At 63.0% G+C, this 14,088-nt stretch carries 12 protein-coding genes and 1 tRNA gene; 5 read left to right on the forward strand and 8 right to left on the reverse strand.

Annotation, left to right across the window (positions count from 1 at the left end):
- Nucleotides 1–153 precede the first annotated feature (153 nt).
- A complete protein-coding gene (rpoC, locus tag E7T06_RS03350) occupies nt 154–4,803 on the forward strand; it encodes a DNA-directed RNA polymerase subunit beta' (protein WP_136364434.1) in 4,650 nt (1,549 codons plus the stop codon).
- 243 nt (nt 4,804–5,046) lie between these two features.
- Here rpoC and E7T06_RS03355 read toward each other — a convergent pair whose 3' ends face one another.
- On the reverse strand, nt 5,047–5,589 hold the full coding sequence (locus tag E7T06_RS03355; protein WP_136364435.1) for a DUF2721 domain-containing protein: 543 nt from the start codon (nt 5,587–5,589) through the stop codon (nt 5,047–5,049).
- 181 nt (nt 5,590–5,770) lie between these two features.
- On the opposite strand from E7T06_RS03355, the gene E7T06_RS03360 reads away from it, so the two are divergent.
- Nucleotides 5,771–6,085, forward strand: coding sequence for a twin-arginine translocase TatA/TatE family subunit (locus tag E7T06_RS03360; protein ID WP_136364436.1), 315 nt, complete (start codon nt 5,771–5,773; stop codon nt 6,083–6,085).
- 84 nt (nt 6,086–6,169) lie between these two features.
- Nucleotides 6,170–6,259, forward strand: a tRNA-Ser gene (locus E7T06_RS03365).
- Between the two features lie 88 nt (nt 6,260–6,347).
- Here E7T06_RS03365 and E7T06_RS03370 read toward each other — a convergent pair.
- The 5 genes from E7T06_RS03370 to gltX form a co-directional block, all read right to left on the reverse strand.
- A complete protein-coding gene (locus tag E7T06_RS03370; protein WP_136364437.1) occupies nt 6,348–7,514 on the reverse strand; it encodes an MFS transporter in 1,167 nt (388 codons plus the stop codon).
- Nucleotides 7,515–7,525: 11 nt separating this feature from the next.
- Nucleotides 7,526–7,963, reverse strand: coding sequence for a cobalamin B12-binding domain-containing protein (locus tag E7T06_RS03375; RefSeq protein ID WP_136364438.1), 438 nt, complete (start codon nt 7,961–7,963; stop codon nt 7,526–7,528).
- A gap of 203 nt (nt 7,964–8,166) precedes the next feature.
- Complete coding sequence (locus E7T06_RS03380) at nt 8,167–8,415, reverse strand: hypothetical protein (RefSeq protein ID WP_136364439.1); 249 nt, start codon at nt 8,413–8,415, stop codon at nt 8,167–8,169.
- A gap of 16 nt (nt 8,416–8,431) precedes the next feature.
- A complete protein-coding gene (locus tag E7T06_RS03385; RefSeq protein WP_136364440.1) occupies nt 8,432–8,785 on the reverse strand; it encodes a DUF1304 domain-containing protein in 354 nt (117 codons plus the stop codon).
- Nucleotides 8,782–10,239: a glutamate--tRNA ligase gene (gltX, locus tag E7T06_RS03390; protein WP_136364441.1), complete on the reverse strand. Its 1,458-nt coding sequence runs from the start codon at nt 10,237–10,239 to the stop codon at nt 8,782–8,784. Before gltX ends, E7T06_RS03385 begins: the two co-directional genes overlap by 4 nt.
- Nucleotides 10,240–10,300: 61 nt before the next feature.
- Here gltX and E7T06_RS03395 point away from each other — a divergent pair, with 61 nt between their 5' ends.
- A complete protein-coding gene (locus E7T06_RS03395) occupies nt 10,301–10,783 on the forward strand; it encodes a hypothetical protein (protein ID WP_136364442.1) in 483 nt (160 codons plus the stop codon).
- A gap of 107 nt (nt 10,784–10,890) precedes the next feature.
- A complete protein-coding gene (locus tag E7T06_RS03400) occupies nt 10,891–12,027 on the forward strand; it encodes a phosphotransferase (protein ID WP_136364443.1) in 1,137 nt (378 codons plus the stop codon).
- Between the two features lies 1 nt (nt 12,028).
- Here the strand turns inward: E7T06_RS03400 and mutL are convergent, their stop codons facing one another.
- Together mutL and E7T06_RS03410 are read right to left on the reverse strand one after the other, a co-directional pair.
- The gene (mutL, locus tag E7T06_RS03405) at nt 12,029–13,681 is read right to left on the reverse strand and encodes a DNA mismatch repair endonuclease MutL (RefSeq protein ID WP_136364444.1); all 1,653 of its coding nucleotides are present in this window, start codon (nt 13,679–13,681) and stop codon (nt 12,029–12,031) included.
- Between the two features lie 70 nt (nt 13,682–13,751).
- Nucleotides 13,752–14,087 carry a hypothetical protein gene (locus E7T06_RS03410; RefSeq protein ID WP_136364445.1) on the reverse strand — a complete coding sequence of 112 codons (336 nt, stop codon included), beginning with the start codon at nt 14,085–14,087 and terminating at the stop codon, nt 13,752–13,754.
- Between the last annotated feature and the right edge of the window lies 1 nt (nt 14,088).

Below are 14,088 nucleotides of genomic sequence, written 5' to 3' on the forward strand. Positions count from 1 at the left end.
GCACAACGGCAACGGGTTTGTCCTCCCCTTCAATGGGGGGCGTTGCAGAGCAACGGGGGGGTTCACCCGAAAGGCCAACCGCCCCAGCACCTCAGACCCTTAGACCGCGCCCACACAAGCACCACCACGCCTCCCACCACAGGAGCTACTGCTTTGAAAGATTTCAGCAAGGTACGGATTGCCATCGCCAGCCCCGCGAAGATTCGCGAGTGGAGCTTTGGCGAAGTCGAAAAGCCCGAAACCATTAATTACCGCACCCTGAAGCCCGAACGCGAAGGTCTGTTCGACGAGCGAATCTTTGGGCCAATCAAGGACTACGAGTGCGCCTGCGGGAAGTACAAGCGCCAGCGTTACGAAGGCAAAGTCTGCGAGCGTTGCGGAGTAGAAGTCACGTCCAGCAAGGTGCGCCGCTACCGCATGGGTCACATCGACCTTGCTACGCCTGCCGCGCACATCTGGTACGTCAAGGACACGCCCAGCAAGATCGGCACGCTGCTTGACCTGAGCGCCGGACAGTTGGAAAAAGTGCTGTACTTTTCTTCGTTCCTCGTGACGCAGCCCCTGAACGCCCAGAAAGACGGGCGGCCCCTGAAGCGCGGCGAACTGCTGACCGACGACGAGTACCGTGAACTGCGGTATGGCCGTCAGGAAACCTACGCCATTCCCGGCGGGCAAGAAGCCGTGATTCGTGACGGCGAGTACGTGACGCGTGGACAAATCTTGGGCGGCAACGTGGTCGCCAAGATGGACGGCCTCGCCCAGTACCGCTTCCCGCGCCGCGCCGAAATTGCGTACAGCGAAGAAGTGGAGGCCGCTTTGCCCCTGCCCGCCGATGTGCTGGTGGAGCAAGAAGCCTTCCGGGCCGGAGAAATCTTGGCCGAACTGGAAGCCGACGTGACCATTACGGCCCCCGTAGACGGCACCGCTTTCCTGCATGACCTCGGCGAAGACTCGGTGATGGTGGAAATCCGCGCCAGCGTGGACGCCCCCGAACCCGTAGAAGGCGAGGAAGAGCAGGAAGTAGCCGCCGCGCCGCTGGGCGAAGTGTTGGCCCGCGTGTACTTGCCTCACGGCATGGACGTGCAGGTCGCGCAGGGCGAGATCGTGGAAGCGGGTGCCACGTTGGCTACGGCCAGCGCCGGAAGCCGCCTGCGCGTCAGCCGCGACAGCCGCCTGAGCGCCGTCACCTTCCCCAAAAAGAAGGGCGACGTTACGGTCACCGCCCACTGGATGCGCCGCGCCGAGTACCCCATCAACCCCACCATGCACGTGCTGGTCGGCGATGGCAGCGAAGTCAAGAAGGGCCAGAAAGTCGTGGGCGCAATCGACAAGGAAGAAGAAATCATTGCCGAGGCCGCCGGGGTCATTACCCTGCACGCGCCCGCCAGCGTGATCGTGAGCAAGGCCAAAGTTTACCCGTACAGCGATGAACCCCTCGTGGTCATCGGTGACCGTGTGGAACCCGGCGACGAGTTGGCCGACAGCGGCAACCTGCGTTCCGAGATTTCGGGCCGCATCGAGATCGACCTCGTCCGCAAGCAAGTCCGCGTGATCGAGTCCTACGATTTCGAAGCCAAGATGGGCGCGGAAGCCGTGAAGGAACTGTTGGACGAACTCGATCTGGATACGCTGGAAGCCGAACTCGGCGAGATGATGAAGGATTCCAGCCGTCATAAGCGTGCCAAGGCCCGGAAGCGGTTGGAAGTCACCCGTGCCTTCAAGCGCAGCGGCAACCACCCCTCGTGGATGATCCTGAACACGGTTCCGGTGATGCCGCCAGACCTGCGCCCGATGGTGCAAGTTGACGGTGGACGCTTTGCCACGTCCGACCTGAACGACCTCTACCGCCGCCTGATCAACCGCAACAACCGCCTCAAGAAGCTGATCGGACAGGGCGCGCCCGACATGATCATTCGCAACGAAAAGCGGATGCTTCAGGAAGCTGTGGACGCACTGATCGACAACGGACGGCGCGGCAGCCCCGTGACCAACCCCGGTTCCGACCGCAGCCTGCGCTCGCTGACCGACTTGTTGGGCGGCAAGCAGGGACGCTTCCGTCAGAACCTGTTGGGTAAGCGCGTGGATTACTCTGGCCGTTCGGTCATCGTGGTCGGCCCGCAGCTCCGCCTGCATCAGTGCGGTGTGCCCAAGCGCATGGCCCTCGAACTCTTCAAGCCCTTCTTGTTCAAGGTGCTGGAAGAGAAGGGCGAAGTGACCAACATCAAGCAGGCCCGCAAGATGCTGGAGCGCTACCGCGACACCCGCGACAGCGTGTGGGACGCCCTCGAAGAAGTGATTGAAGACAAGGTCGTGCTGCTCAACCGTGCGCCTACGCTTCACCGCCTCGGTATTCAGGCCTTCGAGCCTGTTTTGGTGGAAGGCCAGTCCATCCAGCTTCACCCGCTCGTCTGTGAAGCCTTCAACGCCGATTTCGACGGTGATCAGATGGCGATTCACGTCCCGCTGAGCGCACAGGCGCAGGCCGAAGCCCGCATTCAGATGCTCAGCTCTCACAACCTGCTCTCGCCCGCCAACGGCGAACCCAACGTGAAGCCCAGCCGCGATATCATCCTCGGCATCTTTACGCTGACCCAGCTTCGCCGCGACATTCCCGGCGCAGGCACGGAATACAGCAGCGAACAAGACATCTTGGCAGCCCTCGACAGCGGCATCCTGAGCCTGAACAGCCCAGTCATGCTGCGCGGCAAGGAAACCAGCCCCGGTCGTCTGCGCTACGTGTTCTCCAGCCCCGATGAAGCGATCATGGCCGTCGAGCGCGGCACTATCGACAATCAGGATCACGTCCTGATTCGCCTGAACGGCAAGATGTACGAAACCAGCGCGGGCCGCGTCAGCTTCCGCCGGATCGTGCAGGAGGCTCTGGGCAATCAGGCCAGCCTCGTCGATACGCTCGTAGACCTCGACACCACCTACGAAAAAGACGCCCTGAAAGATATGGTCATGGCCTGCTTCAAGCACCTCGGCATCGAAGCGACGGCGGGCCTGCTCGACGGTCTGAAAGACAGCGGCTTCAAGCTGTCCACGACTTCGGGCATCACCATCGGCATCGACGACATCGTGTTGCCCCCCAGCAAGCCCGCGCTGCTGGCCGCCGCCGACCTGAAACTCAAGGAAATCGAGCAGAACTACGAGTTCGGCTTTATGACCCACGAGGAGCGCTACAAGCAGGTCGTGCAGCTCTGGAACGACACCACCGACGAAGTGAAGAACGCCGTGTTCGAAAACTTCTCGCAGAACTACCCCTTCAACCCCCTCTGGATCATGAGCCAGTCGGGTGCGCGTGGTAACCCCCAGCAGATTCGTCAGTTGGCGGGCATGCGCGGCCTGATGGCCCGCCCGGACGGCAGCACCATCGAAGTGCCGATCAAGGCCAGCTTCCGTGAGGGCCTGACCGTGGCCGAGTACTTCATCAGCACGCACGGTGCCCGTAAGGGTGGGGCCGATACCGCGCTGCGTACCGCCGATTCCGGCTACCTGACCCGCAAACTGGTCGATGTGGCCCACGAAGTCGTGGTACGTGACGTGGACTGCGGAAGCACGGATTACACCGAAATCTTCCTCGGGGCCACCGACGAGCGCACCGGCGAATGGCGTTCGCGCAAGGCCAGCGAAATCGAAACCAGCATCTATGGCCGCACCCTGACCGCAGATGTGACCCTCGAAGATGGCCGCGTGGTGCCTTCCGGCGAAATGCTGAACCTTGAAGACGTGAAGCTGATCGCCAAGCAGGCCCGCGCCCTCGAAAGCGTGTATGTCCGTACTCCTCTGAACTGCCGCGTAAAAGCGGGCGTGTGCCAGAAGTGCTACGGCTACGACTTGTCTCAGGCCAAGCCCGTGAGCATGGGCGAAGCCGTGGGCGTGGTGGCCGCCGAGTCTATCGGTGAACCCGGTACTCAGCTCACCATGCGTACCTTCCACACCGGCGGCGTGGCAGGCGGCGGCGACATCACGATGGGTCTGCCCCGCGTGATCGAGTTGTTCGAAGCCCGCAAGCCCAAGACGCAGGCGGTTGTGGCTGACCGTGACGGCCTGGTGCGGATCGAGGAAGAAGAAGAGCGCTACATGATCAAGATTGAGGCCGACGACGATCAGTACTCGGCCAAGACCGCGACCAAAGTGCCCAAGACCCTGCGCCTGATCGTGAAGGACGGCGACCGTGTGGAAGCCGGACAGCCCATGACCCGCGGCGCAGTGAACCCGCACGACTTGCTGCTCTACAAAGACAGCGGCGCGGCCCAGCATTACCTCGTGGAAGAAGTGCAGCGCGTGTACCGCTCTCAGGGCGTGAAGGTGCACGACAAGCACATCGAAATCATCGTGCGGCAGATGCTGCGCTGGGTAGAAGTCATCGACGGCGGTTCCACCGAACTGCTAGAAGGCCAGACGGTGGAGCGTTGGGAAGTCGATCAGGCCAACGACGCCCTTGCCGAAGGCCAGACCCCCAGCTCGTGGAAGCCCGTGCTGCTCGGCATTACCAAGAGCAGCCTGACCACCAAGTCGTGGCTCAGCGCGGCCAGCTTCCAGCACACCACCCACGTTCTCACCGAAGCTTCCATGAAGGGTCAGGTCGACGAACTGATCGGCCTGAAGGAAAACGTGATCTTGGGCAAACTGATTCCCGCCGGAACGGGCCTCCGTACCGTGCGCGAAATGCAGGTGGCCGACGAGCGCACACTGGAAAAATACGGCGAAGGCAGCGTCAGCCCCGACGCCGTCACCGGAACCCAGCGCTACGACGACACCCGCCCCACCAGCACGCCGACCATCAGCTTTAGCGGCTGAAGCCTCTACATTTAGGTCAGTAGGGAAGACCCCCACTCGGAAACGGGTGGGGGCTTTTTTTGGCTGTGTGTTGATTGGGGGGCTTGGGGGCGTTGATCGAAGGGTCTAAGGAAGGGCAATCGCTGCGCTCACCAGCCCTTGCCCCGCTTTGCCGCTCTGCCAGTCTGACGAGAGGCGAGGGCAACGGCGGCCCAAACGGTTTGCACTCTTTTCCTTAGACCCCTCCACCCTTAGACCAGTCCCCTACACCCGAAGTTCACTGTTCTGCTCAGCCTTTTCCTCTGCGGCCTCGTTATACAACCCCGCGTAGTGCGCCCCCAGCTTCTCCAAAAAGCGCATTTCTTGCCGGGTGGTAATGGCGCTCAGGGTGGCTTCATAGCTGAGGAGCAGCGCCCCGTAAGCCAGCCCGCCTGCTCCCAAAATGGCGAGCAGGATGGGCACCAGACCAGTGTCAAACTTGCCGAGGCTGCCTGCGCCGATGAGGATGCTGGTACACACGAGCAGCGTGACAGCCAGATAAAAGGCCTGCATAGACCGCTGGATATAGCGCGTGCGGCGGGTCAGGCGCGGCAATTGCTCGATGATCATGCGTTTTTCTTCTCGGGCCAGCGGCTCCCGTTGCCCTTCCTCGCTCACCAAAAACTTGAAGCGGGCAGTGAGGACACGCACCCGGTCAGTGCTGCGGCCTAAGCGGGCGCTGGTACTCATCAACAAAGTGCCCGCGCCGCTGATGAGGACGGCGGGCGTAATCATGGCAGTCAGAACAGCGAGGCTGGGGTCGGCCATGCCACTAGGGTAAGGCTTGGCGGGCAGCGGGGCAGTCAGACACCCCCGACGCTGCCCCGTTCACCTCTGGAATAGGGCTGGCAAATTATCATCCATGCTGCGTTTGACGGAGCGACATGGGGCGTAAGATAGGGGCACGACGCCGCCCACCCGCGTTATCTACGTCACGGAGGTACCTAGTATGCCCAATATCGGCCCCGGAGAAATCCTCGTTATTCTGATTATCGCCCTCGTGGTCTTTGGCCCGCGCAAGCTGCCCGAACTGGGCAAAAGCCTCGGCGCAGGCATCCGCGAGTTCCGCAAAGGTACCGCTGGCCTGAAAGAAGAATTTGAAGGCAGCATGCGCGAACCCGCGCAGTCGGCGGCCCCCGCGCCTGTGCAGACCATCACTGCCTCTGCGGTGACGCCCGGCGTAGTGATGGCTAAAGAAGTGACCCCTCAGCCCGCACAAGCCGTTACCCCTGTTACCACCGAAAAAGCGCCAGAACACGTCTAGTACACGCTTTAGCTGTCTGCACCCATCAGCCACGCCATCAGGCATTTGATTTTTGGCCGCGCCTCCGCTAGATTGGCGTGCGCTGGAACGGTGTCCGAGTGGTTGAAGGAGCACGCCTGGAAAGTGTGTAACGGGGCAACCTGTTCGAGAGTTCGAATCTCTCCCGTTCCGCCAAAAGAGCTTGCTTAACAGTAAGCTGGAATTAAAGTAGGGCCGCAACCTCTATGGATTGCGGCCCTACTTGTTGCTGTGGTGTGAAGGTCTACCGCCGCACCCGCCAAGCGCTTACGAGCGGCAGGAGGGCCAGCACGGCGCAGGCGTAAGCTAGGGGCGGGAATCCGGCGCGGGCGATGACGAAGCCGCCCAGCAGCGTTCCTGTGCCTGCCGCGACGTAGCCTAGGCCATCGGTGACGCCCTGCACGGCGGGGAAACGGGTCAGGGCTTTGGAGCCGCTGACAAACGCCAGATTCCAGCCGAGGCCCAGTAAGAACATGCTGGCCCCCAGCCACGCCGAACCCGCCAACGGAGCCGTGAGCGCCGCCGCCACCAGCAGCACCGAGCCGCCTATATAGCCCAGCCGCAGGCCAAAGTGGTCTATCAGCGGCCCGGTGAGCCAGCCGAAGCCGAACATGCCCAGAATGTGGCCCGAAATCAGGACGGCAATTCCGGTGTGATCCATGCCCTCATGGTGTGCCCGAAGCGGCGTCAGGCTCATGAGGGTCACCATGATGCCCTGTGCAGCAGCCACAGCCAGCGCCGTAGACCGCACGCCCGGAGTTGCCAGCGCAGCCCGCAGCGGCAGGCGCACGGCCACTGCTGCACTTACCGGAGCCACCAGCGGTTTCCAAAACGCCATCAGCACGGCGGCCACCGCCAGCAGTAGGCCGCCCATCAGCCAGCCGCCCACCTCCGCACTGACGCCCAAGCCCGCGCCGATGCCTTCTACCACGCCCGACGCGCCCGTCATCAGAAAGGAACCCAGCACGCTCATCAGCATCAGTGCGCCCAGCGCCGTGCCGCGCCGCGATTCGGGCACGCTTTCGGCGGCGGCGTAGCGGGCCTGTTGGTAGCCGCCCTGCGCCCCGCCCATCATCACTGCGCCCAGCAGGAACAGTGGTACGACGCCCGCCCGCGCTCCTGCAAAGCCCACCACCGCGCCCGCCGCCCCCAGAGCAAAGGCCAGCCCCAGCCCCAAGCGCCGCCCAGAGCGCAGCATCAGCGCCCCAAACGCACCCGCCGAAAGCGCCGCCGCCGCACTGATCAGGGTGCTGGGCAGCCCCGCCAAGTTCTCGCTGCCTAGCCCGCTCATGACGAGGCTGGCCAGCACGGTACTGACGGTGGTTGCGCCTGTAGCCAAGGCCTGAGCCGTGTACAGCGGAGCGAGGCGCAAATAATCGGCGTGGGGAGAGGGTGTGGTGGTGGCGCTCATTGAAGGGACATCTACGCTTCGCCCTGCGCTTGCCAACGCTCGGCCACCGCCGTTTTCAGGTAGGTGGCGGCGTCTTCGGTGCTGGCCCCCGGCGTAAACACGCGGCCCACGCCCAACTCCTTCAGCGTGGGCAAATCCTGATCGGGAATGATCCCGCCGCCAAACACGATGATGTCGGTGGCGTCCCGCTCGCGCAGCAGGGCCATGACCTCCCGGAAATAGTGCATGTGTGCGCCCGACAACACGCTGAGGCCGATAGCGTCCACGTCTTCTTGCACGGCGGCGTTCACGATCATTTCGGCAGTTTGCCGCAGCCCCGTATACACTACTTCCATACCCGCGTCGCGCAGTGCCCGCGCCACCACTTTCGCGCCCCGGTCGTGCCCGTCCATGCCCGGTTTGGCGATAAGAACCCGAATGCGGCGGTCTGTCGTTTGTTCCGTGTCCATCGTGTCTCCCTGTCGTGGCCTTCCAAATGGGTTGCCTAACGAGCGTTTGGCTGCATTGTAAAGGAAGGGACTGTCGTGGAAGGGGCGTGCTGCTCGCGCAGGGTCTAAGAGTCGATCTAAGAAGGGCGGTTGAGAGATGCGTCAGCTTGGGCAAAAGCTTTTTCGCAGCCGCTCCAGCATCATCCACGCTTTTCCTTAGACCCTTAGACTTCCCCAGCGCCGTCCACCTGCACCGAGCCAGCACCCAGCACCCGCAGATTGCCGTACTTCCCGTCCCGCTCCACGCCTATTTCGGCCTCGATTGCCAGCACGATGCGGCTCACGCGGTTGGCGGTTTCGCCCAGTTCGCGGGCTAGGCTGCGGGCCGTCCATTGCCCCGGCTCGGCTTGAAGCTTCAGCAGCACCTTCACGGCGAGGCGTTCCAAACTCACTCCACTGCTGTTGGCAACCATAATTCTCCTTTACAGTTCAGTTTGCGAGCAGTACGGCAACCATCGCCAGCACTGCCGGAACCGTTTGAATAAACAGAATGCGGCGGTTGGCGGTGGCCGCGCCGTACATGCCCGCAATCGCCACGCAGCCGAGGAAAAACAACTGAATGGCTGGAGCCTGCGTAATCAGCCCCCAGAACAGCCCCGCCGCCAGAAAGCCGTTGTAAAGGCCCTGATTGGCGGCCATCACGGCGCTCGCATCGGCAAATTCGGGCGTGGTGCCGAAGGCTTTCATCGCGCGGGGCGTGCGCCACAAGAACATCTCCAGCACCAGAATATAGACGTGTAGCACGGCAATCAGGGCCACCAGCAAGCCAGCGACGAAGCTCACGCGGGCCGCGCCGCACGTTCAATGCGGGCCACTACGCGCTCCCGGCCCAGCGTTTCCAGCACCGACAGCAAGTCCGGGCTTTCCATCGTTCCGGCCACCGCTGCACGCACAGGCGGCATCACTTTGCCCAGTTTCAGACCTTGTTCTTCGGCAAACGTGCCAAAGGCTTCCTTGATGCTCGCGGCGTCGAAGGTGGGCAAGTTCTTCAAGCGCGAGGCGAGTTCGGGCAGCAACAGGCGGGCGTCGTCTATCGCCTTGTGCGCCTTCTCGTTCACCGGATAATCTTCCGTCCAAAAGTACCCGGTCTTGTCCAGAAACTCCGAGAAGACTTCTATGCGCGGCGTGAGCATCTTCACCACAGCGCGGAAGTAGTCGTCCAGCGGCAACTCATGCTTCTGGCTCTGCAAATAGGCGTGCAGGCGGCGGGCCACGTCGTCTTCACTCAGCACTTCGCGCAAGTATTTGCCGTTCAGCCAGTTCAGCTTTGCCAGATCGAACACGGGGCCGCCCAGCGTCACGTCTTCCAGCCTGAACACGCGCTGAAATTCGGCCAGACCGAACACTTCTAGGCCGTCCGGGTGCGTCCAGCCCATCGTGGCGAGGAAATTCAGCATGGCTTCCGGCAAATACCCTTGCTGCTGATACCACTCCACACTCGTCGGATTCTTGCGCTTGCTGATCTTGGATTTGTCGGCGTTCCTGAGCAGCGGCATATGCGCGAACACGGGTTCCGGCCAGCCGAACGCGCGGTACAGCAGGACGTGAATGGGGGTGGACGTGATCCATTCTTCGGCCCGCACCACATGAGTCACACCCATCAGGCGGTCATCCACCACGTTGGCGAGGTGATAGGTCGGGTAGCCGTCGGCCTTCAGCAGCACCTTGTCGTCAATTTCGCGGTTCTGAAAGGCAATCGGCTTTCTCAGGACGTCGCTGACCAAGGTTTCGCCGTCGTGCGGCACCTTCAGGCGAATCACGGCTTCGGCCCCGGCGTCCATGCGCTGTTGTGCGTCCTGCGCGTCTAGCTCGCGGGAAGGCACGGCGATGACGTGGCCTTCCGCCTGCGCCGCATCCCGCAGGGCCGTCAATTCTTCCGCTGTTTCGAAGGCGTAATAGGCCGCGCCCGACGCCACGAGTTGCCGCGCATAGTCGCCGTACAGGTCAAACCGCTCGGATTGGCGGTACGGGCCGTTGGGGCCGCCCTGCAAGGGGCTTTCATCGGGCGTGAGGCCCAGCCACTGCATCATGGTAAAAATCCGTTTTTCGCTGTCTGGCACGAGGCGGTTGCGGTCTGTATCTTCTATTCGCAGAATAAACTTGCCGCCTGCTTGCTGCGCCAGCGTGTAATTGAACAGCCCGATATAAGCCGTGCCCACGTGTGGATCACCCGTAGGACTAGGCGCGATTCGGGTCACGACAGGGCGTGTGGGTGCAGAGGAAGGCTGGTCAGACATGGGCTTAGGATACGGCGCAGATAGGGCGACGCGCCCCGGCCCTATGGCTTAGGATGACCCTATGTCCATTCCACGCCGTCTGTTGCCTGCCCTGTTGCTGCCTACCCTTGCGCTCGCGTCTTGCAATTACGGCAGCATTCCCAACGAGGCCAACATAGACATCAACGGCGAGTATGTGGGCCGGATCGTGGGGCAAGACGGCAAAAGCGCCCTGCTGGACGTCACCGTTGTCGAAAAAGACCTGCGCGTGACGGGCACGGTCAAGAGCCGTGATACGGGGGAAACCTTTAACGCGGTGGGTACCCGCAGCGTGTACGACGCCAGTCCCGTGACCACCGACATGACCGCCGACTTGGGCAGCGGCAGCGCCTGCGAGGGCGGCTTTACCGACAAGTACGTGATTCGCGCTACGTTTGTCAGAAAGAGCCGCTACACCGGGGCGGGGGCCACCGGAAACGTCACTCACAGTGTGTGCAATGCCAGCACCAAGCTTTACGGCTACGCCTCGTTCAACAGCGGCAGCTTGGAACTGTCCCGCAAGTAAGCTCGTCCACTAGTCCCATCCCCCTGATTATCTGGCACCCAGACGGCGTGCGGGTACTGCGGCAGGCGGGCAAGTGGCCAATGCTGGGGGCCTCCGTACACTCTGACTTGACGGCCTTCATTCACGCCGAGTGGAACGTGGAGACTTGGCTGCTGCACGACGGCGGCCTGAGCTTTGGCATGGAAGGTACACCTCGCTTGCAAGCGTTGTCTAACGTTGTTCCTGATGGAATGGCGTGGGAAGTGGCCGCTGTGCCGCCCTTACCCGGTGCGCGGGAATGGCAGCGTCCGGGCTGGTTATCTGCTCTGAAGGCCAGATTGGAAGGCGTGTTGAGCGAGCATGGCCTGTCTCCTGCTGGCCCGCTGAAGCTGTTGTCCAGCAACGATTTGGCTACGGTGGTTGAGGCGGCTACGTTAGCCGATTCTGTGTTTCTCAAAGTCGCCGCCCATCCACGTGAGGTGGCCGTCACGTCCCATCTTGCGCGGCAGCACCCAGCCTTTCTTCCGCCCGTGCTGTACGCCAATACCGCTACGAATACGCTCGTCACACGATCCGGCGGGAGCTTGCTGGACGGCGTTGGAGAGCTTGAGGCTTGGACGGTGGCCCTGCACCAATTAGCCCGATTTCAAACCGATGCAGATGCCTCCGCTTTGGCAGCGTTGGGCTGCCCCGCTTGGCCTTTGCTGGACATGGCGCAGCGCGTGGACGCCTTCCTCTCCGATACGCCTACGCTGACCGCGTGGAGTCTCAAGCCCGACAAAATCGCCACCCTGCAAGCGGCACGGCCCGCCATTCGCGCCAGCTTTGAGGCGTTGGCAGCGCACGGCCTCCCCGATTTGCCCGCACACGGCGACGCCCACCCGCGCAATGCATTGGCTGGAACAAGGGAAAATCTCTGGTTCGACTGGAGCGAGGCGGCAAGTGCGGCCCATCCGTTTATGGATGCGGGCTGGTTTCTGGCCTTCGCCCTGCACCCGGCGCGGGCAAACTTGCCTATCAGAATCGCTTATCCAGACCTAGAATCCCGATTATGTGCGGCCTATCTACACGCTTTGGGGTGTCCGGATGCCTCGGCACTCTTGGCCCAAAGCATCCCGCTGGCCCTGCTGCACCGAGCCGTTGTGTATGACGCTCGCTTCCGCGACTGGCAGGGTACGGTTCCAAATTGGCGGCCCCAATATGTCCCCTATTACTTGGGTTTAGCGGCGCGGGAAGTCGAACGGTTGCCCACTTTTGCGGGTTAGCCTAGCGCCCCACCCGTTCTGCCTCGTCCCGGCCCCGTGCCACATCCCGCGTGCCGCGCCGTCCAAAGGCGTGGGCCAATTCGCGCTCCGACATTCGCAGCGTCGTCGGGCGTCCGTGCGGGCAACTCCACGGTTGCTCGCAGGCGTTCAGGGCGGCCAGTACCGCTTCGCCGCGCTCTAGGGTCAGCATTCCGGCTTTCAGCGCCGGGGCACAGGCCAGCCGCGCCAGCACGTCGCGCCGGGGGTCGGGATGGTCGCCCAGCGCACTGTCTATGATTTGCTGATGCAGCCGGGGCACAGGCAGCCCGGCGAGGGTTGCGGGCAGCGTCCGTAAGCGGGCCAATCCCGCGCCGAAGTCTTCGATGGTCAGGCCCCAGCCACGCAACTCCGCACCGCGTTCGGCTAGGCGGGCCATCTGTTCGGGCGTCAGGTGCAGCAACTCCGGCTCCGGCAATTCCAGCGGCAGCGCGGCTCCCAGTTCGCGGGCAAATTGTTCGTACAGGGCGCGTTCGTGGGCGGCGTGGGCATCAATGACCCACAGGTCTCCCTCGCCCTCGGCCAGCAAGTACAAGCCCTGAAACACGCCCGACAACCGCAACGCCGGAAAGTTGGCCCGTTCGCGGGGCGTCTGCGGCGGCGTGGGCAAACTCAGGGCCGGGGCAAGGCGGGCCTGTGCCAAAGGATGCGATGCCAACGCAGTTCGCACGGCCTCCCGCACCCGCGCCGCCACGCCTGCAAGGTCGGCCAACGCCACCACCTGTTTGGCTGGATGCACGTTGGGATTGTGGTCTTCGGGCGCTACCTGTATATCCAGCACCGTCAGGGGGGCCACGCCCGCAGGCAGCAACTCGGCATAGCCTTCCAGCACAGCCTTTTCCAATTCCGGCGGGGCCACGATAGGCCGCCCGTTCACCGAAAAATGCATCCGGTCACGGCGGGCGCGGGTCAGTTCGGGGCCGGAAATCACGCCGCAGATGCCGTCTGCCTGCACCCTCAGCACGCGGTTGGCGTTCAGCGGGCCGTACACGCTCGCCACCGCCCCCCGGTGATCGCTGGGGGCGTGGGTCAGGCGGGCTTCCTCGTCCACGGTCAAGCGCCAGTGCAGGCCGGGATGATGCAGCACGTAGCGGCCCACCAGCACAGTAATTTCGCGTGCTTCGGTGGCGGCAGGAGCTTGGGTTCTGAGGCGGGCGGGCAGGCGGGCAAACAGGCGGCGCACCGTCACCGTCGTTCCTGCCGGGGCCGAGGTTCGCCGTACCGTCACATCGTCGCCCTGCGCCTGCACCTCGGACGCGCCCACCTGCGCCGCCGGACGCGACACCAGATGCAGTTCGCCCGCCTGAGCCGCTGCCCACAACGCCTCGCCCCGAAAGCCCAGAGTTGTGACTCTCTCTACGGCGTCTGCATCTGGTTCCAGCTTGCTCGTCGCGTGCCGCACCGCTGCCAGTGCCGCTCCGTCTGCCGTGATGCCCGCGCCGTTGTCCCGCACCCGCACCAGCCCCAAGCCGCCGCCCTCAATCTCTATTTCTAGTCGGCTGGCTCCGGCGTCCAGGGCGTTCTCGATCAGTTCGCGCACCACGTCCAGCGGGCGCGACACCACTTCGCCCGCAGCGATCAGGCGGGCAATGTGGGGCGGCAGCACACGGATGGTCATGGGTAAGGGCAGTTTAGAGTGCGGCGGCGGGCGGGAATGTCGTTTGGGGCGCGATAGATCCCGTAGAAATTCAAGCTTCGTCTATCTGCCGCAGCCGTTCCAGCCTTGTTGCCAATTCGGGCAATTCCAGCCCGCGCAAAGCTTTGGCACTGCGCGTCAGGCCCGCTTCGTCAATCACGCCCTGATTCCATCCGGCAATCAGCATGGCGCAGCCCTGAAGCGCGTCGGTGACCAGTTCCTTGTGAAACATGGCCGCCAAATTGCTGGCCTGTGCAGGTTGCGTTTGCTGGGCCTGCGCCTGCACGTCCAGAATAACTTGCATAAAAATCTGATCGAGGCGGGCGCGGTCATTGGCGTCGATGGTTTTGCCAGCGGGCTTGTCTGTCTGGGGGGCGTTGTCGGTCATA

Origin of the sequence: Deinococcus sp. Arct2-2, from assembly GCF_004801315.1 — a bacterium.
Classification (GTDB): Bacteria; Deinococcota; Deinococci; order Deinococcales; family Deinococcaceae; genus Deinococcus.